22 protein-coding genes, 1 other RNA gene and 1 pseudogene are annotated in these 23,084 nt (G+C 60.9%); 19 read left to right on the forward strand and 5 right to left on the reverse strand.

What is annotated here, in order from left to right; translation table 11 throughout:
• Nucleotides 1-152: 152 nt before the first annotated feature.
• Nucleotides 153-1,241, forward strand: coding sequence for a PA0069 family radical SAM protein (locus tag BUB78_RS15435; RefSeq protein WP_073199541.1), 1,089 nt, complete (start codon nt 153-155; stop codon nt 1,239-1,241).
• Nucleotides 1,242-1,305: 64 nt separating this feature from the next.
• On the opposite strand, the gene bmt is transcribed toward BUB78_RS15435, so the two are convergent.
• From bmt to BUB78_RS15455, 3 genes and pseudogenes are all read right to left on the reverse strand, one after another.
• The gene (bmt, locus tag BUB78_RS15440) at nt 1,306-2,316 is read right to left on the reverse strand and encodes a betaine--homocysteine S-methyltransferase (RefSeq protein WP_073199543.1); all 1,011 of its coding nucleotides are present in this window, start codon (nt 2,314-2,316) and stop codon (nt 1,306-1,308) included.
• Between the two features lie 35 nt (nt 2,317-2,351).
• A pseudogene (locus BUB78_RS21455) lies at nt 2,352-3,577 on the reverse strand (phosphatidylglycerol lysyltransferase domain-containing protein).
• A gap of 268 nt (nt 3,578-3,845) precedes the next feature.
• The gene (locus BUB78_RS15455) at nt 3,846-4,160 is read right to left on the reverse strand and encodes a DUF1476 domain-containing protein (RefSeq protein ID WP_073199548.1); all 315 of its coding nucleotides are present in this window, start codon (nt 4,158-4,160) and stop codon (nt 3,846-3,848) included.
• A 162-nt stretch (nt 4,161-4,322) separates the two neighbouring features.
• Here BUB78_RS15455 and purC point away from each other — a divergent pair, with 162 nt between their 5' ends.
• From purC to BUB78_RS15485, 6 genes are all read left to right on the forward strand, one after another.
• A complete protein-coding gene (gene purC, locus BUB78_RS15460; RefSeq protein WP_073199550.1) occupies nt 4,323-5,084 on the forward strand; it encodes a phosphoribosylaminoimidazolesuccinocarboxamide synthase in 762 nt (253 codons plus the stop codon).
• Between the two features lie 66 nt (nt 5,085-5,150).
• A complete protein-coding gene (gene purS / locus BUB78_RS15465; protein WP_073199552.1) occupies nt 5,151-5,390 on the forward strand; it encodes a phosphoribosylformylglycinamidine synthase subunit PurS in 240 nt (79 codons plus the stop codon).
• The gene (locus BUB78_RS15470; RefSeq protein WP_073199553.1) at nt 5,390-6,433 is read left to right on the forward strand and encodes a zinc-dependent alcohol dehydrogenase family protein; all 1,044 of its coding nucleotides are present in this window, start codon (nt 5,390-5,392) and stop codon (nt 6,431-6,433) included. Before purS ends, BUB78_RS15470 begins: the two co-directional genes overlap by 1 nt.
• A gap of 10 nt (nt 6,434-6,443) precedes the next feature.
• A complete protein-coding gene (purQ, locus tag BUB78_RS15475) occupies nt 6,444-7,112 on the forward strand; it encodes a phosphoribosylformylglycinamidine synthase subunit PurQ (RefSeq protein ID WP_073199555.1) in 669 nt (222 codons plus the stop codon).
• Between the two features lie 55 nt (nt 7,113-7,167).
• Nucleotides 7,168-8,937: a sensor histidine kinase gene (locus tag BUB78_RS15480; RefSeq protein ID WP_073199557.1), complete on the forward strand. Its 1,770-nt coding sequence runs from the start codon at nt 7,168-7,170 to the stop codon at nt 8,935-8,937.
• A 6-nt stretch (nt 8,938-8,943) separates the two neighbouring features.
• Nucleotides 8,944-10,278, forward strand: a complete 1,335-nt coding sequence (locus BUB78_RS15485) for a sigma-54-dependent transcriptional regulator (protein WP_073199559.1) — start codon at nt 8,944-8,946, stop codon at nt 10,276-10,278.
• Between the two features lie 167 nt (nt 10,279-10,445).
• Here BUB78_RS15485 and BUB78_RS20955 read toward each other — a convergent pair whose 3' ends face one another.
• Nucleotides 10,446-10,625, reverse strand: a complete 180-nt coding sequence (locus BUB78_RS20955) for a hypothetical protein (RefSeq protein WP_220084017.1) — start codon at nt 10,623-10,625, stop codon at nt 10,446-10,448.
• Nucleotides 10,626-10,684: 59 nt separating this feature from the next.
• Between BUB78_RS20955 and BUB78_RS15490 the strand changes: the two genes are divergently transcribed.
• The gene (locus BUB78_RS15490) at nt 10,685-13,375 is read left to right on the forward strand and encodes an Rne/Rng family ribonuclease (protein WP_073199607.1); all 2,691 of its coding nucleotides are present in this window, start codon (nt 10,685-10,687) and stop codon (nt 13,373-13,375) included.
• Nucleotides 13,376-13,444: 69 nt separating this feature from the next.
• Here BUB78_RS15490 and BUB78_RS15495 read toward each other — a convergent pair whose 3' ends face one another.
• A complete protein-coding gene (locus BUB78_RS15495; RefSeq protein WP_073199561.1) occupies nt 13,445-13,672 on the reverse strand; it encodes a sulfurtransferase TusA family protein in 228 nt (75 codons plus the stop codon).
• Between the two features lie 93 nt (nt 13,673-13,765).
• Between BUB78_RS15495 and BUB78_RS15500 the strand changes: the two genes are divergently transcribed.
• The 11 genes from BUB78_RS15500 (at nt 13,766) to BUB78_RS15550 (ending at nt 23,026) form a co-directional block, all read left to right on the forward strand.
• Entirely contained in the window at nt 13,766-14,518 is a 753-nt protein-coding gene (locus BUB78_RS15500; protein ID WP_073199609.1) for a cytochrome c biogenesis CcdA family protein, read from the forward strand.
• Nucleotides 14,519-14,572: 54 nt separating this feature from the next.
• A complete protein-coding gene (locus BUB78_RS15505) occupies nt 14,573-15,790 on the forward strand; it encodes a hypothetical protein (RefSeq protein WP_073199563.1) in 1,218 nt (405 codons plus the stop codon).
• On the forward strand, nt 15,787-17,172 hold the full coding sequence (locus tag BUB78_RS15510; RefSeq protein WP_170865088.1) for a cytochrome P450: 1,386 nt from the start codon (nt 15,787-15,789) through the stop codon (nt 17,170-17,172). Before BUB78_RS15505 ends, BUB78_RS15510 begins: the two co-directional genes overlap by 4 nt.
• Nucleotides 17,166-17,519, forward strand: a transfer-messenger RNA (tmRNA) gene (gene ssrA / locus BUB78_RS15515). Before BUB78_RS15510 ends, ssrA begins: the two co-directional genes overlap by 7 nt.
• A gap of 64 nt (nt 17,520-17,583) precedes the next feature.
• Nucleotides 17,584-18,393 (forward strand): VPLPA-CTERM sorting domain-containing protein, encoded by an 810-nt coding sequence (locus BUB78_RS21245; protein ID WP_245813530.1) that lies wholly within the window; start codon nt 17,584-17,586, stop codon nt 18,391-18,393.
• A gap of 135 nt (nt 18,394-18,528) precedes the next feature.
• Nucleotides 18,529-19,128: a phage tail protein gene (locus BUB78_RS15525; RefSeq protein ID WP_084732909.1), complete on the forward strand. Its 600-nt coding sequence runs from the start codon at nt 18,529-18,531 to the stop codon at nt 19,126-19,128.
• A 212-nt stretch (nt 19,129-19,340) separates the two neighbouring features.
• Entirely contained in the window at nt 19,341-20,585 is a 1,245-nt protein-coding gene (chrA, locus tag BUB78_RS15530; protein WP_073199567.1) for a chromate efflux transporter, read from the forward strand.
• Between the two features lie 74 nt (nt 20,586-20,659).
• Nucleotides 20,660-21,124, forward strand: a complete 465-nt coding sequence (locus tag BUB78_RS15535; protein ID WP_073199569.1) for an SspB family protein — start codon at nt 20,660-20,662, stop codon at nt 21,122-21,124.
• Nucleotides 21,125-21,240: 116 nt separating this feature from the next.
• Nucleotides 21,241-22,632 (forward strand): class II fumarate hydratase, encoded by a 1,392-nt coding sequence (gene fumC, locus BUB78_RS15540; protein WP_073199571.1) that lies wholly within the window; start codon nt 21,241-21,243, stop codon nt 22,630-22,632.
• Complete coding sequence (locus BUB78_RS15545; RefSeq protein WP_073199573.1) at nt 22,629-22,808, forward strand: DUF4169 family protein; 180 nt, start codon at nt 22,629-22,631, stop codon at nt 22,806-22,808. Before fumC ends, BUB78_RS15545 begins: the two co-directional genes overlap by 4 nt.
• Entirely contained in the window at nt 22,805-23,026 is a 222-nt protein-coding gene (locus BUB78_RS15550; protein WP_073199575.1) for a ribbon-helix-helix domain-containing protein, read from the forward strand. The genes BUB78_RS15545 and BUB78_RS15550 overlap by 4 nt, the downstream gene beginning before the upstream one ends.
• Nucleotides 23,027-23,084 lie beyond the last annotated feature (58 nt).

The following is a 23,084-nucleotide window of genomic DNA, read 5'->3' on the forward strand; positions in this document are numbered from 1 at the left end:
GACAATTTGTCGCGGGACCACTTTCCGGAATGCGACACTGGCCGCACTGCAACCGACTTATAACGACGAATTGCGGCTCAACCCACTGCAAAATTGTCATGATCTATATAAGTCTGTTGCATGTGTTCCCTTTATGTTCCATTAATTTCCTTATGGCAGGGTATGACTCGATATCGCCTGACCTGCGGGTCACGGCACGCGGCGCGCGCAGCAATGCCGCCGGACGTTATGAGGCGACCGAAATCCGGTATGAAGCGGATGGTTGGGCGCAAGAGGCGGACGAGAAGCCGCTGCGCACCCATGTCACAGATGAGGTTGCGCGCCGGATCATAAGCTACAATCGCTCGCCTGATCTTCCGTTTGACCGGTCGATCAATCCCTACCGCGGGTGCGAGCATGGCTGTATCTATTGCTTTGCCCGTCCCACGCATGCCTGGCTTGGGATGTCGCCGGGGCTGGATTTCGAGACCCGGCTTATTGCGCGGCCCAACGCGGCCGCCCTGCTGGATGCAGAGTTGCGCAATCCGCGCTATGTGCCGCAGCCCATCGCGATCGGCACCAATACCGATCCCTATCAGCCGATTGAGCGAAGCCATGAAATCACCCGCGCCTGTCTTGAGGTATTGCGCCGGTTCCGGCATCCGGTGGCGATTATAACCAAGGGCACGCTCATCGAGCGTGATCTTGATATTTTGTCGGATATGGCGGCGCAGGGGCTGGTGAGGGTTGGTATTTCGGTGACCTCGCTTGATGCGGGTCTGGCGCGCAAGCTTGAGCCGCGCGCGCCGTCGCCTGCGCGCCGATTGGCCACGATCCGGGCGCTGAGTGGTGCGGGGGTGCCGGTGCGCATCATGGCATCGCCGGTTATTCCGGGGTTGACGGATCACGAGATCGAGGCATTGCTTGCCGCCGCTCGCGAGGCGGGGGCAGACGCGGCGAGCTGGATCATGCTAAGGCTGCCGCTTGAGGTGGCGCCGCTTTTTCAGGACTGGTTGCAGGAGCATTACCCCGACCGCGTGAACCGGGTGATGAACCGGGTGCGCGAAATGCATGGCGGCAAGGAATACGCCGCCGATTGGGGCAGGCGGATGCGTGGCAGCGGTGTTTACGCGCGCCTCATTGCACGCCGGTTCGAGGCGGCGGCGGCGCGGCTTGGGCTGGAGAAGGGGCAGACGAGGCTTCGCTTGGACCTGTTTGACCGCCCGTTTGAGAAGGGCGATCAATTGGCGCTTTTCGGGTAAGGCTCGCCAGGCCTGACAGCCAGCCTCGCGAGACGCGCACGCAAGGGCGCGAAGAGCCTGATATCTAGGCGCGGCGGCGGCGATTGCGGCGCGGTTCTGGCGTGTCGTCGCCGGTGCCATCGGCCGCCGAGGAAAACGCCCCAAGCGCACCGGTGATCTGATCCAGCGTCGGGCGTTCGCCACGCGGGCGGGTTTCCAGCGCCTCGCGCATTTTCGACAGATGCTCGGGCATGGTACCACAGCAGCCGCCAATGATCGTCGCTCCTGCGTCACGCGCAAGAATCGCATATTCGGCCATCAGGTCGGGCGTGCCGTCATAATGGATATGCCCGTCGTGGTATTTCGGGATGCCGGCGTTGCCTTTCGCAATGATCGGGCGCTCGCTGCCCTGGGCGACAAAGCCAAGCACGGTGCGCAGCAGGTCCGACGCGCCAACCCCGCAATTTGCACCATAGGCCAGCGGCGGATTGCCAAGCTTGTCGACCATCGTGGCCATATCGGCCGAGGTCAGGCCCATCATCGTGCGCCCGGCGGTGTCAAAGCTCATGGTGCCACACCAGGGCATATCGGCCAGTTTGAATGCCTCTGCGGCGGCCTTGTATTCCTCGGGGGCGGAAATGGTTTCCAGCCAGAGCACATCGGCGCCGCCTTCTTTCAGGCCCTCGGCCTGCTCGTGAAAGATTTCCACCGCCAGTTCATGGGTCAGAGCGCCCATCGGAGCCATGATTTCACCGGTGGGGCCAACAGAGCCGGCCACAACCACCGGGCGGTCATAGCGATCGGCAACCTCGCGGCCAATCTCGGCGGAAATGCGCGACAACTCGCGCGCGCGCTTCTCTGCACCGTGCAATTTCAGGCGCGCAGCGTTGCCCCCAAATGAATTGGTCAGGAAAAGATCGCTCCCGGCATCGACCGCCTGTTTGTACAAAAGCTCAATCCGGTCGGGATGCTGGTCGTTCCACATCTCGGGCGCATCGCCGGATTCCAGCCCCATATTGAAAAGATTGGTCCCGGTGGCACCATCGGCGAGGATCCAGTCGCGCGCGGCCAGCATCTTGGAGAAGGCATTTGTCATGGAATTATCCTGAATAGAGTCTAGCGCGTTTCCTTTCATAAATGCCCACTTGAAGCAAACTCATTTTCTTCATGACTATTGTGAGGTTGGTTCCGATTGGGGCGGGTGATCCTGCGGCTGAGATCCGCAAGCCCAAGCGCCAGGGCGGGCCAACTTGTGGCATGGGCGTAAAGCGGTTGATATTGCGGGGCGAAGCTGGCCTTGAACTGGGCAAGGCCGGTGGCGCCCGAGTGCTGCGCGATCCTGCGCGCGATCAAGCGAGACAGGGCGGAGCGCGCCGTCGTCAGACACGGCTGAGCCGCCAAAGACAACCGCGAAAGCCCATCGGTGCGGGCCTCGGACAGGGCCGTGGCAACCAGCAAATGCATGGTCCCCGAGGGGGCCCGTGCCCCGGATCGCATCAGGTCAAGACAGCGTTCCCTGTCCGCGGTGTGAAAACTTGCAAAGCCCACAAGGGTGCCGTTTTGCCACGCAAGATAAACATGGTGTCGACGCAGGTAGTCAGGACAGAACCGCCCCATCGACAGGCCGCGCGCGTCACCTTGACGCCTGCCTCGCTCGCCTGGCGTAGTTTGCGGCGCACCTGGCGAAACCTGCGGCCTTCAAGATGAAACTGTTGCGGATCAATCACGGCCTCATCGGCGATGTGAAGCGTGGTCAGGCCTGCCCGGCGCAGGGCCGCCGCCACGCGCGGCGTGGTCTTGTAGATCAGCGCCACCTTGTTGCGCCGATGCGCAAGATCAAGCAGGCTGGGAAGGCCCGCCAAAGCCGCCCCGCGAATGGGGTCGAACATCGCGGTTTCGGTTTGCGCCGTCGAGACGATGGCAAACTGGCTCTGCCCGACGCTCAACAGGCGCGCGCCGTTTTGCAGGCAAACCCCAAGCTCGGCGCGGCTGATGTCCTGCGGCAGGTCGCGAATTGGCTCTAGCCCGGATAAAACCGGCGGTGTGGTATTCGCCTCCCTCCAATAGAGAAACCATGCGGCGACCAGGGCCGGCAGGGCATAATAGATCAGCCGAAAGGCGAGAATGCCTGCCATAAACTCTGGCGCGGCCCCCTGAGGCAAAAGCCCCAGTGCCGTAAGCTCGAACGGCCCGACGCCGCCGGGCGTTCCGGTGACAAGCGCCCCCGTCAGCGCGGCCAGATAGACCGGAAAGAGCGTGGTGAAGCACCACGTCATAGCGCACGAGCGCCCAGAAACTAAGCGCGGTGGCCAGCATCGCCATAATCCATTGCGCGGAGTCCAGGCCAAGCAGGGCATGGACGATCTGAGGCAGGCTTGCGGCGTCAAACCGTTGTGCGGTTGCCCAAAAACATGCGCCGCCAATCAACAGCGGCATCAATTGCCGCGATGCGGGCCAGACCCGCTGCCTGATCACCGAAAGGCCCTTGTGCACAATACATCCCCTTGAACCACCAATCGTCAGGTTAGGCGGCGGGGCTTAGCGGCGGCTTAACGTTTAAATCTGTAATGAAAAAAGGCGCACCCGTTAAGGCGCGCCTTGCAAATCCCCAAGAGGAAAACCCTCTTAGATTTCTTTCATCAGCTGATCTTTGGCGATCTTGAGCAATTCGTTCATCTTGCTCCGGATCGTGTCGGCATCGGCGATATCGCCCAGATCACCGGCGACCTTGCGCACCACGTCTTCGTGGCCGGCCTCTTCAAAGTCGGCCTTGACGACCTCTTTGGCATAGGCATCGGCGTCATCGCCGGTTTTGCCCAGAAGCTCAGCCGCCCAAAGGCCCAAAAGTTTGTTGCGGCGGGCCTCGGCGCGGAATTTCATTTCCTCGTCATGGGCAAATTTGTTTTCAAACGCGTTTTCGCGATCATCGAATGTGGTCATAGGTCCATTCCCCATCAGCCAAGGATTAATGTCTACCAAGATATGCAATTCTGTGCGTCAAAGGGCAAGGGGCCAACGTGATCTTGCGACAATGCTGCCCATGCACTATGAGGACGCAACGGTACGGGGGACTCGGCCCCTGACCCAACCGGCGGAGTTGGCATGGCGCGGCGCAAGAAAATTTACGAAGGCAAGGCAAAGACCCTCTATGAAGGGCCCGAACCCGGCACGATCATTCAGTATTTCAAGGATGACGCCACCGCTTTCAACGCGGAGAAAAAGGCGGTTATCGAAGGCAAGGGCGTGCTCAACAACATGCTCTCGGAATATTTCATGACCGGTCTGAACACGATCGGCGTGCCGACGCATTTCATCAAGCGCATCAACATGCGCGAACAGTTGGTGCGTGCCTGCGAAATCGTGCCGCTTGAAATCATCGTGCGCAACTATGCCGCAGGCTCGATGGCCAAACGCCTTGGCATCGAAGAGGGCACGCAATTGCCGCGCCCGATTGTTGAATATTGCCTAAAGGATGACGCGCTTGGCGATCCTCTGGTGACCGAAGAACATATCGCCGCCTTTGGCTGGGCAAGCCAGCAGGACATGGATGATATCCTGAGCCTTGCGCTACGGGTCAATGATTTCATGGCCGGTGTGATGTTCGGTATCGGCATCAAGCTGGTGGATTTCAAGATCGAGGTCGGCCGCGTCTATGACGGTGATTTCCAGCGTCTGATCGTCGCCGACGAGATCAGCCCCGACAGCTGTCGTTTGTGGGATATCGAAACCGGCCGCAAGCTTGACAAGGACGTGTTCCGCCGTGATCTCGGCAGCCTTACGGATGCCTATACCGAGGTGGCGAACCGCCTGGGCATCATGCCCAAAGGCGCCACGCCGATGGCACGGCCGACGCTGATCAACTGAGTGCGCGCCTGCGCCCAATGACCACCCGGCGCGCTGCGCGCCGCCAGACTACATAGGAAAGACGCCATGAAAGCACGCGTGCATGTCATGTTGAAAAACGGGGTTCTCGATCCGCAGGGCGAGGCCGTGCGCCACGCACTTGGGTCGATGGGCTTTGACGGGGTGAACGGCGTTCGTCAGGGCAAGGTGATCGAGCTTGACCTTGCCGAAACCGACGAGGCCGAGGCCCGCAAGACCGTCACCGATATGTGTGAAAAGCTTCTGGCCAATACCGTGATCGAAAGCTACTCGGTGGAGCTGGGCTGATGCGGGCTGCCCGGCTGACGGCCTGGCGGGAACCGCTTGAAATCGTTGACTTACCTGATCCTGAGGCGCCCAAGGGTGGTGTCGTTCTAAAGGTTCTGGCCTGTGGCGTTTGCCGTTCGGACTGGCATGCCTGGGTCGGGGCCGATCCTGATGTGTCCTTGCCGCATACGCCTGGCCATGAATTTTGCGGCGAGGTGATTGGCGTCGGTCAGGGCACTTCCCGCTGGCAAATCGGAGACCGGGTCATTGCGCCCTTTATTCTGGCCTGCGGGGCCTGCTGTGATTGCCGCGCCGGGAATCAGACGATCTGTCTTGATCAGGCGGTGCCGGGGTTCACCATTCCGGGCGCCTTTGCCGAACAGATTGCCGTGCCCTTTGCCGATGCCAACCTGACTGCGTTGCCGACAGGGATCAGCCCCGAGCTGGCCGCCGGGCTGGGGTGTCGGGTGACAACCGCCTGGCACGCACTGACCGGGCGCGCGGCGCTGCGCCCCGGCGAATGGCTGGCGGTTTTTGGCGGGGGCGGTGTCGGGATTTCGGCGCTGTTGCTGGGGCGTGCGCTTGGCGCGCGCGTCGTGGTGGTTGATATCGTTCCCGAAAAACTCGCCTTTGCCACGGCTCTTGGGGCCGATGCGGTGGTCAATGCGGCGCAGGTCGATGCCGCGACTGTTGTGAAAGAGATCACCGGCGGCGGGGCCGATCTTGCGATCGAGGCCCTGGGCATTGCGGCCACAACCATCGGCGCGCTCAAATCCCTGCGCAAGCTTGGGCGGCTGGTTCAGGTGGGCATGCCTGCGGGCGATCACGCGACCATGCCGATTCCGATGGATGTGGTCTATTCCGGGCAGCTGGCGATTTACGGCACGCGCGGCATGCCGAGCTGGCGCTATCCCAGTCTGCTCAGCCTGATTGAGGGCGGTCATGTCGATCTTAACCCGCTGGTGACCCGCCGTATCGCGCTCAGCGGCGTGACGTCAGAGCTTGCGGCGTTTGACAAGGCGGCCCCGCCCGGCGTAGCAGTCATCACAGATTTCTCAAGCTAAGGAGCGCGCTATGAAAGCGGCTGTCATCGTCTTCCCTGGATCCAACTGCGACCGCGATCTGGCCGTTGCTCTGGAAAGAGCCGGGGCCGATGTGACCATGGTCTGGCACAAGGATACAGAACTGCCTGGCGGTATGGACCTGATTGGCGTTCCCGGCGGGTTTTCGTTCGGCGATTACCTGCGTTGCGGGGCAATTGCGGCCAATTCGCCGATTTGTCGGTCGGTGATCAGCCACGCCGAAAAGGGCGGATACGTGCTTGGTGTCTGCAACGGCTTTCAGGTGCTGACCGAAACCGGCCTTCTGCCGGGCGTTCTGCTGCGCAATTCCGGGCTCAAGTATATCTGCAAGCCGGTCTCGCTTACGGTCAAAACCGCCGATAGCGCCTTTACCCAAGGGTATGCTGCGGGCAGCCATATCACCATTCCGATTGCCCACCACGATGGCAATTACTTTGCCGATGAGGCGACGCTTGACAGGCTGGAAGGCGAGGATCGGGTTGCCTTTACCTATGACGACAATCCCAACGGTTCGGCCCGCGACATTGCCGGCATCCTGTCGGAAAACCGTCGGGTTCTTGGCATGATGCCGCATCCCGAGCGGATGGCAGAGCCAACTCATGGCGGCACCGACGGGGCGGCGATGTTCACCTCGCTTGTGGGCCAGCTTGCCGACGCCTGATACCAGTGATGCGCGCGCCTTGAGATGGGCGCCCTCGCGGCCTAAGGTCTAGGCCATGAGCGGCTCATTTATCAAATCCCCGGTTCCGCGCATGCGCACCATAAGCTGGCGGGCACGCCTTGTGCTCGTAGTGCTTGTGGTGCTGGCGGTTTCGGTGGTGGTGGTGACCAACCGCCTTTTGACCGACCGGTTTACCGAAAACACCCGCAACCGCGCTGAACTGCGGCTTGTGCTCTATAGCGGCAACCTGCTGAGCGAGCTGCGCCAGAACGCGATCGTGCCACAGCTTCTGGCGCGCGACCCCGCGCTTATCCGCGCGCTCAGCACCGATGATTATGCCCAGTCGACGCAACGCCTCATTTCCTTCCTGAGCGAGATTGGCGCCGCCTCTTTGACGCTGCTGGACAAGGACGGGCGCACGGTGGCCGCGACCGAGCGAAGCTCGCTTGGCAAATCGCTCAAGCAAGAGCCGTATTTCGTCGATGCCCTGCGCTCAAGAGATACTGTTTTCAAGGTGTTGCGCCAGGAAACCGGGCAGTACAACTTTTACTATTCGCGCCGGATTGATACCCAGAACGAAGTGCTTGGCGTGATCCTTGTCGAGGTCGATTTGCGCAAATACGAGCGGGCCTGGGCGGGCATTTCCGACGCGGTGATGGTCACCGACAGCGAGGGCCAGATCATCCTTGCGACCGAACCGCGATGGCGCGGTGTGAGTGAGGCCGACGCCCTGCGCCGCGAGCCTGCCAACAGCGCCATTCAGCGCGCGATTCAGGCCACCGCCGACTGGACCGCGCTGCCGCCCGACGCCTATGTGCGCGGCGAGGCGGTGATGCGGGTCGAGGGGCGGGTGGCGTTCCGTGGCTGGCGGATCGCCAGTTTCACCACCTACGCCACCGTGCGCGACAAGGTGAACGGCTATCTCGCGCTCGAGATCATGGCCTTTGCGATTCTCCTGGCGCTTGCATTCTATTTCCTGAACCGGCGCACTGTGGTGCGGATGGCCCTGTTTCAGCGGGAATCGGCAGAGCTTCGCGCATTGAATGCCCGCCTCCAGCGGGAAATCGCCGAGCGTCAGAGAGTGCAGGAGAACCTTGCCGTGGCCGAACAGACACTTCAGCAAAGCTCGAAACTGGCCGTTCTGGGCGAGATGTCGGCGGCGGTCAGCCACGAGTTGAATCAACCGCTGGCGGCGATGAAAACCTACCTGGCCGGGGCGCGGCTTTTGCTGACCCGCAACCGCCCCGACGAGGCGCTGTCCTCGTTCCAGAGGATCGACGATCTGATCGAGCGGATGGGCGCGATTACCAAGCAGCTCAAGTCCTATGCGCGCCAGAATGGTGACACGTTCGAGCCTGTAAACATGGGCGATGCGCTTGCTTCGGCGCTTGCGATGATGGAACCGCAGCTGCGCCTGCGCAAGGTCAAGATCGACCGCACCCTGCCTAGTGAACCGGTGATGATCATGGGTGATCGGGTGCGGGTGGAACAGGTCATGATCAACCTTCTGCGCAACGCCATGGATGCCACCGAAAACGTCGAGGATGCCACCATCGACATCCTGCTGGCGGCAGGCGAAACCGCGATCCTGACGGTGCGCGACAATGGCAGCGGCATCATCAACTTCGAGAACCTGTTCGAGCCGTTCTACACCACCAAGCTGCCCGGCGACGGGGTTGGCTTGGGGCTTGCCATTTCATCGGGTATCGTGAACGACCTGGGCGGACGCCTCACCGCGCGCAACGCGAGCGGTGGGGGGGCTGTATTTGAGATGCAACTGCCTATCTTGCAACAAGAGCCGGAAGAGACCCGTGCAGCGGAGTGATGCAAAATGCCAAGTGCGATGAAGATTGCGATTGTTGACGACGAAAAAGACATGCGACAGTCGATCAGCCAGTGGCTGGCCCTTTCGGGCTATGACACAGAGGCCTTTCCAAGCGCCGAAGAGGCGCTGAAATCGCTTGGGGCCGATTACCCCGGTATTGTGGTGACCGATATCAAGATGCCAGGCATGGATGGCATGCAGTTTCTCAAAAAGCTGATGGGCGCGGATTCAAGCCTGCCGGTGATCATGATCACCGGGCATGGCGATGTGCCAATGGCGGTCGAGGCGATGCGCATCGGTGCCTTTGATTTTCTGGAAAAGCCGTTCAATCCCGACCGCATGACCGAGTTGGCCAAAAAGGCCACCAATGCGCGCCGTATGACCCTTGATAGCCGCGCCTTGCGCAAGGAACTGTCGGATGGCGGTCAGCTCATGAAAAAGCTGATCGGCACCAGCCAGGCGATGGAGCGTCTCAAGGAGGATATCCTTGATCTGGGGCAGGCCGATGGCCACGTTCTGATCGAGGGCGAAACCGGCACCGGCAAGACGCTTGTGGCGCATGCCCTGCATGCGGTTGGCGCACGGGCGGGCAAAAAGTTTGTTTCCGTGTCCTGCGCCGCGTTTGAGGATGAGGCGCTTATCAAGCGGCTGTTCGGCCCGATGCACCCCGAAGACACCCAGTTACCGGCTGTTGAAGAGGCGCGCGGCGGCACGCTTGTGCTTGAGGATATCGAATCTCTGTCCGAGGCCGCGCAGGCCCGGCTTTTGACCCATATCAACGAGGACGGCACGCCGCCCGAGATCCGCATTGTCGCGATCTCCAACATGCAGGACGAGGGGCGCACCTGCGAAGACGCGCTGCGCTCGGATCTGTTTTACCGTCTGGCGTCGCTGCGCATCACCCTGCCGCCGCTGCGCCAGCGGGGCGAGGATATCCTGACGCTGTTTACCCGGTTCAGCGATCAGTTTGCCGATGATTACGGCTGCGAGGCGCCGCAGGTCTCGGCCCAGGAGGCAACCCAGTTGTTGCAGGCACCCTGGCCGGGCAATGTGCGCCAATTGTTCAACGTCGCCGAGCGCGCGGTGCTTCAATCGCGCCGGGGCAGTGGCACCATCGCCTCGCTGCTGATCTCGGATCATCAGGACATGCAGCCGGTGATGACCACCGAAGGCAAGCCGCTCAAGGAGTATGTCGAGGCGTTCGAGAGGATGCTGATCGACAACACCATGCGCCGCCATAAGGGCTCAATCGCGGCGGTGATGGATGAATTATGCCTGCCGCGCCGCACGCTGAACGAGAAAATGGCGAAATACGGTTTGCAGCGCTCGGATTATCTCTGAGCGCTCAATCGGCCGCAATCGCATTTTCTCCATTGTAATTCCTCCATGTGACGCTTTAGTGTAATTGGATGGAGACATGCATTGCGATGCAACCTCCGAGAGAGTTTCGCTATTGGGTGCAGGCTTGGGTTTATATCCCGCAGTTCCCGATAGGCCGATTGGGCCCCTTAACAGGGGCCAAATACACGCCTGATCCCTGATAGCAGGGTGGTCAGGCCCTGAATTGGCGCCTTGACGGGTGCCGGAGTAAAAGAACCGCGATGAAGCGCGCGACACATCAAAACGTCATAGCCGGGGCCGCCACAGGCGCCCTGTGCTGCGCGCGCGCTATCGCCCTTATCAGACATCTCCCGCGACACGCCGCCCCACCGGGGCAGGTGTGTGCGCCGCGATGCAAACGGAAAACATGGCTAAGAAAATGCTCATTGATGCCACCCACGCGGAAGAAACCCGCGTTGTGGTGGTCGACGGAAACAAGGTCGAGGAATTTGATTTTGAGTCCGAAAACAAACGCCAACTTGCAGGCAATATCTATCTAGCAAAGGTTACCCGGGTCGAACCGTCGCTTCAGGCGGCGTTCATTGACTATGGCGGCAATCGCCACGGGTTCCTTGCCTTCTCGGAAATTCATCCCGACTACTATCAGATCCCGGTCGCTGACCGCGAAGCCCTGATGGAAGAAGAGCGCGCCTATGCCGAGGCGCAAAAGGAAGAAGACGAAAAGCCCAAGCGGCGCACCCGGTCGCGGTCGCGCTCAAAGGCCAAGGCAGAAACCACCAAATCCGATGATGCGGTCGTCAATGCCGAGATTTCGGGCATGGAAACCATCGACCTTGAGGGCGAGAGCGAAGAAGGCTCTTCGCCGATGGAGCGGGTGGCCGAAACCCCCGTGGAAGAGCCCGAATCCGAGCTCAACGAGGCCGCAACCGACACCGCCGATGCCGAAGGTCTTGGCCAGGACGCGGCTGACGATCATGGCGACGACGAGGGTGACGACAGCGACACCAAGCGCGACCATGCCTCGCGTGATGATGACATCGAATCTGTCGCCGATGAAGATGACAGCGAAGATATCCGCCCGGTGCGCAAACCGCGCCCGCGTCGCTATAAAATCCAGGAAGTGGTCAAGGTTCGCCAGATCCTTCTTGTACAGGTCGTCAAGGAAGAGCGCGGCAACAAAGGCGCGGCGCTGACCACATACCTGAGCCTTGCAGGCCGCTATTGCGTCCTCATGCCCAACACCGCGCGTGGCGGCGGCATCAGCCGCAAGATCACCAACGCGGTCGATCGCAAGAAGCTCAAGGAAATCGCCAATGAGATCGACGTGCCGTCCGGCGCGGGTCTTATCGTGCGCACCGCCGGGGCCAAGCGCACCAAGGCCGAGATCAAGCGCGATTACGAATATCTTCAGCGCCTCTGGGAGCAAATCCGCGAGCTGACGCTGAAATCCATTGCGCCTGCGAAGATTTATGAAGAAGGCGACCTGATCAAACGCTCGATCCGCGACCTGTACAATCGTGACATCGACGAGGTTCTGGTCGAGGGCGAGCGCGGCTATCGCATCGCCAAGGACTTCATGAAGATGATCATGCCGTCCCACGCCAAGAACGTGAAACATTACGTCGATCAACAGCCGCTTTTCGCGCGCCATCAGGTCGAATCCTACCTGTCGGGCATGTTCAATCCCACGGTTCAGCTCAAATCCGGCGGCTATATCGTGATCGGTGTGACCGAGGCGCTTGTCGCCATCGACGTCAACTCTGGTCGCGCGACCAAGGAAGGCTCGATTGAGGAAACCGCGACCAAGACCAACCTTGAGGCCGCCGATGAGGTGGCCCGCCAATTGCGCCTGCGCGATCTGGCCGGTCTTATTGTCATCGACTTTATCGACATGGACGAGCGTCGCAACAACTCGGCCGTCGAAAAGCGCATGAAGGACAAGCTCAAGACCGACCGCGCGCGCATTCAGGTTGGCCGGATTTCCGGCTTTGGCCTGATGGAAATGTCGCGCCAGCGTCTGCGCCCCGGCATGATTGAGGCCACGACACAACCGTGCCCGACCTGTCATGGCACCGGTCTTATCCGCTCGGACGACAGTCTTGCGCTGTCGATCCTGCGTCAGATCGAAGAAGAGGGCGTGCGCCGCCGCTCGCGCGAGGTTTTGGTGAAATGTCCGGTGGAGATTGCCAATTACCTGATGAACCAAAAGCGCGAGCATGTGGCCGGGATCGAAACCCGCTATGGCCTTTCGGTGCGTATCGAGGGCGACCCGAGGCTTGTCAGCCCCGATTTCACGCTTGAAAAGTTCAAGACAGCGACTCGCGCCGTGCCCGAAATGGTCATTCCGCAGTTCGTGTCGGCCCACAGCTCTTTGATGGACGACCTCGAGGATGAGATCGAAGAGGATGTCGCCGAAGACGCGGCGGAGGCCGAAACCGAAGTCGCGACCCCGAAAACCAATGGCGAGGCCGATGCCGAGGATGGCGACAAGCCGAAAAAGCGACGTCGGCGTCGGCGTCGGCGGTCGAAATCCAATGGCAATGGTCAGGATGACAACGGCGAGAATGGTGAAAACGGCGACAATGGCGCTGTAAGCGAAGAGGCCGCGCCCGCGACCGACGCGCAGCCCGCAGAGCAAGCAGCCGAGACCGCAGCCGAGCCTGAGGCCGAAGAAAAGCCCAAGCCCAAGCGCACACGCCGCCCCCGCAAAAAGCCCGAGCCCAAGGCGGTTGAGGCTGAGGCCGAGACCGGCGCCGGTGCCGCAGAGGCCGACGCGCCTGCCGCTGAGGCAGAGCCCAAGCCGAAGCCAAAGCGCACCCGTGCGCCGCGCAAGAAGAAAGAGCCGGAAGTAGCCGCAGAGGCGACCCCCGAGACCCCAGCCGAAGCGCCTGTCGCAGACGCGCCGGTTGAGGTGGCCCCCGAACCGACTCCGGAACCGATTGCCGAGGTGGTCGAACCCGTGGCCGCGCCGGACCCTGCGCCAGAGCCAGAGCCCGCTCCGGTTGCCGCCGCAGCAGAGCCTGCGCCGATGGTGGAAGAGGTCGCAAAGGAAGACGCCAAGCCCAAACGCCGAGGCTGGTGGTCGCTTGGCGGCTAAGGTATCGCCTTGATTTCAAACATGCAAACGCCGCGCCCTGAAAAGCGCGGCGTTTCGCGTTGGCGGGGCTCAGGATTTGCGGATGATATAGGTCTGAACGCCGTCCGCCTCTTTGGCCTCGACAAGGTCATGCCCGGCCTCGGCGCAAAAATGCGGCACGTCGATCACCGCCGCCGGATCATCGGCCTGCATCGCGATGAGATCGCCAACGTCAAGCGATTTCAACCGCTTGCGCAGCTTGAGAACAGGCAGGGGGCATAAAAGCCCGGTGGCATCCAGGGTATCTTTCGGTGTCATACCCGCCAGATAGCGGCCTTGTTACAGCCTGTCCACAAGGTTGTGACGCAATGCCGGGTGACGCGCGGCCATGAACGGGCTATGTCAAAAGGCATGTTTGGAATCGAAATCATAGACGCCGGCCTTTTGCCCGCGATGATCGTGGCCCTGATGGCCGGGATCATCTCATTTCTCAGCCCCTGTGTGCTGCCGATCGTGCCGCCATATCTCGCCTATATGAGCGGTATCAGCCTGAGTGAGCTTTCCGATGGCTCTGGCAAACGCGCCCGCGCGGTGGTGCCGGCGCTGTTCTTTGTTCTGGGCCTTTCGACGGTGTTCTTGTTCCTTGGCTTCACCGCCTCGGCGATTGGCACGGTGTTCTTGCAATATCAGAGCTATTTCAACACTGTAGCGGGCGTTCTTGTGATGGCCTTCGGGGCGCATTTCATCGGCATCTACCGGATTTCCTTTCTGGATCGCGAGGCGCGGATTGATGCCGGGGATCAGGGCGGGTCGTCCTTTGGCGCCTATGTTCTGGGGCTGGCCTTTGCCTTTGGCTGGACGCCGTGCATCGGGCCACAGCTTGGCGCGATCCTGTCTCTTGCCGCCTCCGAGGGCAACGTCGCGCGCGGCACCACGCTTTTGGCGGTCTATGCCTTTGGCCTTGGCGTGCCGTTCCTGCTTGTGGCGGCCTTCCTGCCGCGCCTGACCGGGCTTATGGGCTGGATGAAGCGGCATATGGAACAGATCGAGCGGGTGATGGGCCTGTTGCTCTGGACGATTGGCCTTTTGATGCTCACCGGCGGCTTTTCGGCGTTTTCATTCTGGCTGCTCGAAACCTTTCCGGCGCTGGCGGTGCTTGGATAAGTCCTTACTCTTGGCAAAATCCTGCGCTAGGCTTGCCCGCGCAAGAGGTAAGGTATGAGCAGCCCCCAACCCCCCGAAGTCCGCCGCAGGCGGGTGTTTTACATTCCGGGATATGATCCCATTCCGCCGCGCCGCTACCGCGAGCTTTACCGCAAGGAAAGCGCCGCGCAGGCGGGGGTGTCTGGCTATGCCATCTCGCTTGACGCCGGCGCAGCGGGGGCCCCGGGCGCGCGCTTTGGCTGGAGCGTGGCGGCAAAGATCGACGGCGCAGAGGTGCAAAGCGAGGTCTCGGTGCTGGTCTGGTCCGATATCGTCAAATCCAGCATGAATAACGGGATCATCGCCACCTATCTGCAACTGATCCGCACGGCGGCCACCTATATCGGCACGGGCGCTCTGTTCCGGCTGATGCGGCTGCGCAAGGGGCCGGTAATCGCAGCGCTTTACCCGGTCGGCTTTCTGATCGCTCAACTGGGGCTGGCTCTGCTGCTGGCCTGGGGACTTGGCCGTGTTCTCGCCCTCTGGCATCCTTTGGCGGCCTGGGGCGGGCTTTTGGTGGTGCCTGTGGTGCTGGCATGGTTCCGGCGCATGGACGGCCGGTTTTTCGCCTATTACCTGATGCATGATTACGCCTATTCGGCGCTCCACCTTGGCGCCAACCCGCCCGAGCTCGAGGCGCGCCTGGCCGCGTTCGCCACCGAAATTGCCGAGGCGTTGACGCAGGACAGTGATGAGGTGCTGGTTGTCGGGCACTCGTCCGGCGCGCATCTCGGGGTGTCGATCCTGGCCGATCTGATCCGCGCGGGGCGGGTGCCCAAGGACGGCCCGGCGCTGTCGTTCCTGTCGCTGGGACAGGTGGTGCCGATGGTGTCGTTCCTGCCGCGGGCGTATCGCCTGCGGGCCGATCTGGCGTATCTCTCGGCGCGCAAGGAACTGACGTGGGTCGATGTCACCGCCCCCGGCGATGGCTGCGCCTTTGCGCTCTGCGATCCGGTTTGCGTTACCGGCGTCGCGCCGGAAAACAAACGCTGGCCGCTGGTACTCTCTGCGGCCTTTTCCCAAACGCTTAGCCCGGAACGCTGGAAGGCGTTGCGGTGGCGGTTTTTCCGGCTGCATTTTCAATATCTCTGCGCCTTTGATCGCCCCGGTGATTACGATTATTTCCAGATCACCGCCGGGCCCAAGACCCTTGGCAGCCGTTACGCCGGTCGCGCCCCTTCCAAAAGCCGGATCGAGCGTCCGACCTCGGGCTATCGGAGCATCGCGCCTTGAGCCCGCCGCCGAAACCAACGCCGCGCCCCGGCCGGGTCTCGCTCTGGCGCTATCTGTGGCTGTTTCGCGAGGATATCCTCTCGGCCCAACCGGCGCGGCTTTATCGCGCCTGGATGGCCGAATTTCGCACCCCGTTCTTTCGCTCTTACCTTTGCAATCAGCCCGAGCTGATTGACCTTATCCTCAAGACGCGCCCCGATGATTTTCCCAAATCCGACCGCGTCGGCGAGGGGCTGCGCCCGCTTTTGGGGCAATCGGTTTTTGTCACCAATGGCGATCTGTGGAAGCATCAGCGCCGCATCATCGACCCGGCGTTCGAAGGCGGGCGCCTGCGCGACACATTCGCCGCCATGCGCAAGGCGGGCGAGGGCGCGGTTGCGCGCCTTGCGCCGCTCGCAACCGGCCACCCCGTCGAAATCGAGGCAGAGGCCAGCCACGCCGCAGCCGACGTGATTTTCCGTACGCTGTTTTCAATCCCGATTGAAAACGCGGTCGCTACGCGGGTGTTTGACGAATTTCGTAACCATCAGCGCACCCAGCCGGTGTTGAACCTTGCCGCTTTTGTGCCTTTGCCGCGCTGGTTTCCGCGCTTTCATCGTCGTCGTACCCGCGAGACGGCCCGCGCCATTCGCGCGTTGATAACCGAACTGACGACGACCCGGATGCAGCAGATCACGGCCGACACCGCGCCTGACGATCTGGCCACCAAGATCATGACCACCATCGATCCGGTCACCGGTGAGCGGTTTGAGACCGAAGAGATGGTTGATCAGGTGGCGATTTTCTTTCTGGCGGGTCATGAAACAAGCGCCTCTGCCCTCGCCTGGTCGCTTTACCTCTTGGCGATGCATCCCGATTGGCAGGACAAGACCGCCGCCGAGGCCGAGGCCGTGATCAGTGAGGCAGGCCCGGAATTTGGCGATATGGCGCGGCTTCGCGTGACGCGCGATGTCTTCCGCGAGGCGCTGCGGCTTTATCCGCCGGTGCCGATGATGGTGCGCGAAACCACCTGTCCCGAGCGTTTTCGCGACCGTGACATCCCGACCGGCGCGCAGATCGTGCTCAGCCCCTGGCATCTGCATCGTCACGAGCGGCTCTGGGATAATCCGGACGGGTTTGATCCGGGCCGCTTTCAGACCGAGAACGGCAAGACCTGTCTGCGCAATGCCTATATGCCGTTTTCGGCTGGTCAACGGGTCTGTCCCGGTGCCGGCTTTGCGATGATCGAGGGGCCGCTTTTGCTGGCCATGCTGGTGCGGACCTATCGGTTTGACCTTGTGGCCGAGCGCCCGGCCATGCCGGTGGCGCATCTCACGGTGCGCGGGCGCGACGGGATATGGCTTGCCATCACCCGGCGCGAGAAAGTGCGCCCCGCCCCCTAGGCAAGCCCCGCCATAGCCCCTATATGTGGCTTGTCTCTTCGGGGACTATGGACATAAACGCGCTCGTAATACGCGGATCGGACCCGGGGGCGGTACCCGGCGACTCCACCAATAATCCCTTCATTTGGGGGATCCTGGGGTCGAAACAGGATCGACGAACGTCTAAAGGGGTATTGCTTTGTCTCGGTGAGGTACCACCGTTATCGGTCCGAAAAGTACAATTGCAAATGACAATCGTGCTCCGGTAGCTCTCGCAGCGTAAGCTGTTAGAAAAACCGAAAACTAAGCCCTTGCGCCTAGCAGCGTAAGGCGGGGTTCGCAGGCACCTGGCAACAGAAGCCTGCACTTTCCTGAATTTTCGAGATATTTCCTTCTATTTGCCAACTTTGACGTGGGAAAATCACCTGTAGGTTGATTGTCCGTTTGGATATTCACCTTGCAATGCTGTTCCGTCGGTGGGACCATCCACGAATAATTGATGATTTATTCAGGATTGGAAAAATGAAAAAATTAATGTTTGCGGCAGTGTCCGCGTTATGCATAACATCCGTTTCGACGCATGCGGCGACGCTCGCTGATCTTGCGGCAGGGGCGTCACTGGTAGAGGGCGACGTGACATTTTCAGGGTTTGTCTTCACCGATAATACGCCGTTACCGGCCTTTCCCGGTGATTTCATTCTCGATCCGGCAAATCTCGAGGTTACTGCGTCCTCTACGGCATCAACGACAACGCTGTCCTTCAGTTTAGATCCCGGGGCGAGTATCGCGGGGTTTGACACATCATCCGGTCTTCCGCATGTTTTCGATTTTTTCGTCGATTTCAACGTGGCCGTGACCGGCGGATCCACCCGCACACTGACGGACGTAACGCTTGGCGGTGGCGATCTGTTCGCAACAGTGGATGCTTTCTCTGAAGTTGTCTTTGCGGATGCCATAAACACGCCCTCAATCGTGCTTGAGATTTTCGAAGATGCACAGCCTGACAGCCAAACCAGCGATTCCGCGATGCTGGGCGGTGTAAGTACATTGGGGTTGTTCGGTCAGGTCGAGGGCAAGACGTTTGTCGAAACCGCCACGGCCGGGCTCAGCACCTTTTCGCTGACCTTTGATCTTTCGGGGACCGCCCCGCCGCCTGCCACCATTCCGCTGCCCGCGGGCCTGCCGCTACTGTTGGCCGGTCTGGGAAGTCTGGCTCTCTTGCGGCGTCGCAAGACACTCTAGGCCCAGGTTGACGCTCGGCGCGTCATCTATTGTAACCTTGCACATCGATCGGCGGCTATTTCGCCGATTGGGTAAGGCGTTGTCGGTGCTGCATTTTTCGCAATCCATTTTACTGAAAAGGAATAGGAGACTCCAATGCCCAATGTGTTCAACACCCTCGCCGCAGCCGTGGCTTTGTCAACCGCTGCTCTGATTGCTCCGAAACCCGCCGAAGCGCAAGCAGACCCGTTCATCGGTCAAATCATGATGGTGGGATATACGTTCTGTCCCCGCGGTTGGGCCAATGCGGACGGCCAGCTTCTGCCGATCGCGCAGTATTCCGCCCTCTTCTCGCTGTACGGCACGACTTACGGCGGAGACGGGCGCTCGACCTTTGGTTTGCCCGATCTGAGGGGCCGCGTGCCGATGCATGTTGGCAATGGTCCGGGGCTGTCTTCCTATAGGATGGGGCAAAGGGGCGGAACGGAAACCAACTCTCTGACGGTCAACCAGATGCCGAATCATTCGCACTCTCTTAATGCCTCTCGGTCGAGTGGAAACACGACAACACCAGAGAGTACCTTTATTGCGGGCACCGGGCGCGACCGGGATTACACAACCAATAGCCCGGATACGACAATGAACGGCAATGCGATAGGCCGCGCAGGCGGCGGTCAATCGGTCAACAACATACAGCCTTTCCTCGTCATGCGATATTGCGTTGCGCTTCAGGGCATTTTCCCGTCGCGCAGTTAAATCGCTGATCGATATAGAGCGGGCGTCGGCCCGTCACTCGGGCCGCCGCTTTTATTGGCATCAGGAATAGCACCGAATCAGGTTGATCGGCCCCGCGCACCAATGAACGCGGCGCGGTCGGTATACCAGGACGTTTGTGCTGCAGCGCAGTCTTGGCCGCGACTTGGCAATCGGCGCTTGCGCGGCGTGGGCATGACGCTATCACTTGCGCCATGACCCCTGCGTTTATCGAAATTTTTGGCGTTTTCCTGCGCATTGGCCTGTTGTCGTTTGGCGGGCCGGCGGCGCAGATTTCGATGATGCATGACGACTTGGTCGTGCGTCACAAGTGGCTGAGCGAGCAGCAGTTTCTTGGCGCGCTGTCATTCTGCATGCTGTTGCCGGGGCCTGAGGCGATGCAATTGGCAACCTATGCGGGCTGGCGGCTGCGCGGCGTGCCCGGCGGGCTTTTGGCGGGGCTGTTGTTCGTGCTGCCGGGGGCCGTTGTCATTCTGACCCTGGCAATGGGATACGCCTATTTCGGTCAACTGCCGCTGGTGCAGGCGTTGTTTCTTGGGGTCAAGGCGGCGGTGGTGGTGATCGTGCTTCAGGCGCTTTTGAACCTGTCGCGCCGCGCCCTTGCGGGCGCGCAAAGCTGGGTCTTGGCCGGACTTGGCTTTGCGGCGATGTTTTTCCTGTCGCTGCCCTTTCCGCTGATCATCGCGGCGGCGGCGCTCTGGGGTTATCTGGCAAGTCGGGGAGAGGCGAGCGTACCCTCTGTGACCACTCCGGTACCGCTTGGCTCTACCCTGCGCACGGCCGCATTCTGGGGCGCTCTCTGGGCCGCGCCGATCGGGGGGTCATGGGGGCTTGGGGCGACGTTTCTGACCGATCTGGCGCTGTTCTTCAGCAAACTGGCCCTGGTGACCTTTGGCGGCGCCTATGCGGTGCTGGCCTATATGACCGAAACCGTGGTCGCGACCAAGGGATGGCTGAGCACGGCGCAGATGATCGACGCGCTTGGGCTTGCCGAAACCACGCCGGGGCCGCTCATCCTTGTGACCGAGTTTGTCGGGCTTTTGGCGGGTTTTGCCAAAGGCGGGCCGGGGCTGGCCATTCTGGCCGGGGCGATGACCCTTTGGGTGACGTTTATACCTTGTTTTCTTTGGATATTCACCGGCGCTCCCTATATCGAGAGCCTGCTGGAGCGGCCCCGCCTCAAGGGCGCTTTGGCGGGAATATCGGCGGCGGTGGTCGGGGTGATTGCGAATCTCTCGGTGTGGTTTGCGCTTCACGTGCTGTTTGGCACGGTGAGCGAAACCCGCTTTGGCCCGGTGCCCGAGATCGCAAGCTTTGCCCCCCTCAGTTTCGCCATGGTACTGCTTGCCGGCGCTTTATTGCTCTGGCTGCGCCTGTCGATGCTGCGTGTTTTGGGGCTTATGGTGCTGTTTGCGGGCGCTCTGCATGGTTTGAGCTGAGACCGCGCATTGCGGGTCTTTTGTTTTGCTTCGAATCCCCTATGCTGAATCGCAGCAATTCCCCGGGGTGAAGCATGTCTCGTTCAATCGACTATGGAAATCTGATGCACCGGGCCATGCGTGGCCTGATCCAAGAGGTGTTGACCGGGGTGCGCGACAACGGCTTGCCCGGTTCGCATCACTTTTTCATCACCTTCGATACGACTCACCCTAACGCCAAACTGGCCGATTGGTTGAAAGAGCGGTATCCGGCGGAAATGACCGTGGTGATGCAGCATTGGTATGACAACCTGGAGGTCACCGATGACGGGTTTTCGATCACGCTGAATTTCGGCGATGCGCCTGAAACGCTCTACGTGCCCTATGATTCCATTCAGACATTTGTCGATCCGTCGGTCGAATTCGGTCTGCGGTTTGAAACCCAGGACAGTGATGACGATGGCGATGACGATGATGACGCCTCTGATCCCGCAAGCCTTGAAGTTGAGTCGGAAAAGACCAAGGCCGATGTGGTCAGCCTTGACAGTTTTCGCAAATAATCCGCGTCACAGGGGGATCTTGCGCCCTGCGCGACACTGTATCCCATAGTATACAGTATTGATCTTTCCGGTGCGTGCGGTATGAACAGCACAAACCGCCAGAGAGAGGCTTTGCCATGACCGCGACCCGCACCGAAACCGATAGTTTTGGCCCCCTAGACGTTCCCGCAGATAAATATTGGGGCGCGCAAACGCAGCGCTCGATCCAGAACTTCCCGATTGGTTGGGAAAAACAGCCCATCGCCATCGTGCGCGGGCTTGGCGTGATCAAAAAGGCCTGTGCCCAGGCGAATATGGCCTCTGGCAAGCTTGATCAGACCCTTGGCAATGCGATTGTAGAGGCCGCAGGCGAGGTGATCGAGGGCAAGTTCGACGACAACTTTCCGCTTGTCGTCTGGCAGACCGGATCGGGCACGCAATCGAACATGAACGCCAACGAAGTGATCGCCAACCGCGCGATTGAAATCCTCGGTGGCGTGATCGGCTCCAAGGACCCGGTCCACCCCAACGACCATTGCAACATGGGCCAGTCGTCAAACGACACTTTCCCGACCGCCATGCATATCGCCGCCGCGATGAGCGCGCGCGACGTGCTTCTGCCGGGGCTGGAAAAGCTGTTGGCGGGGCTTGATGCCAAGGCCGAAGAGTTCAAGGACATCATCAAGATCGGCCGCACCCACACCCAGGATGCGACGCCGCTGACCCTTGGTCAGGAATTCTCGGGCTATGCCCATCAGATCCGCCAGGGGATCGCGCGCGTCAACGCCACGCTGCCCGGCATTTACGAGCTGGCGCAGGGCGGCACCGCCGTCGGCACCGGGCTCAACACCGCGCCCGGCTGGGGCGAAACCGTGGCGGCCAACATGGCCGAGATCACCGGCCTGCCATTCATCACCGCGCCCAACAAGTTCGAGGCGCTTGCCGCCCATGACGCGATGGTGTTCATGTCCGGCGCTTTGGCGACAGTGGCGGGCTCGTGCTACAAGATCGCCAACGACATCCGCTTTCTGGGCTCCGGCCCGCGCTCTGGTCTGGGCGAGTTGATCCTGCCCGAGAACGAACCCGGCTCCTCGATCATGCCCGGCAAGGTCAACCCGACGCAGGCCGAGGCGCTGACGCAGGTTGCGGCGCATGTGATGGGCAATGATGCGGCGATCAAGTTCGCCGGCAGCCAGGGGCATTTCGAGCTCAACGTCTATAACCCGATGATGGCCTATAACCTGCTGCAATCCATTCAGCTTTTGGGCGACGCCGCCGATAGCTTTACCGAGCGGATGCTGAACGGCATCAAGGCCAATGAGCCGCGTATTGACAAGCTGATGAAGGAAAGCCTCATGCTGGTCACCGCACTGGCGCCGACCATCGGCTATGACAACGCCACCAAGGTCGCCAAGACCGCGCATAAGAACGGCACCACCCTCAAGGAAGAGGCGATTGCCCTTGGCCTTGTCGATGCCGAAACCTTTGATCGCGTCGTGCGCCCGGAAGACATGATCGGCCCGAAATGACATCGGGGCCGGTCAATCTGAACCGGTTCAGAAAAGACAAGGCGCGGGCCAAGGACAAGGCCCGCGCGGATGAAAACGCCGTCAAGTTCGGACGCAGCAAGGCGCAAAAAGAGCTTGAAAAGGCGCGCGCCGCCAAAGCCACGCGCGATCTCGATCAGCTCAAGGGCGAAGAATGAGCGCGCGCCCGGTCAAGCATTCCCTGACCCTCAAGGGCCATCGCACCAGCGTGTCGCTTGAGGCGGAGTTCTGGCAGGCGTTTCGCGAGATTGCCGCGCAAAAAGGCATGCCTGTCAATGCCCTGGCCGCCGAAATCGATGCCGAACGCGGGGTTGATATCGGGCTGGCCTCGGCGATCCGGCTTTACGTTCTGCGCCATTACCGCGCTCTTTCCTGAAAAGAAAAATGGCGCCGCAGGGATGCGACGCCATTTTCGGGTTTTTGCGAGCGGTTGA

Origin of the sequence: Roseovarius marisflavi (genome assembly GCF_900142625.1) — a bacterium.
Lineage (GTDB): Bacteria > Pseudomonadota > Alphaproteobacteria > Rhodobacterales > Rhodobacteraceae > Roseovarius > Roseovarius marisflavi.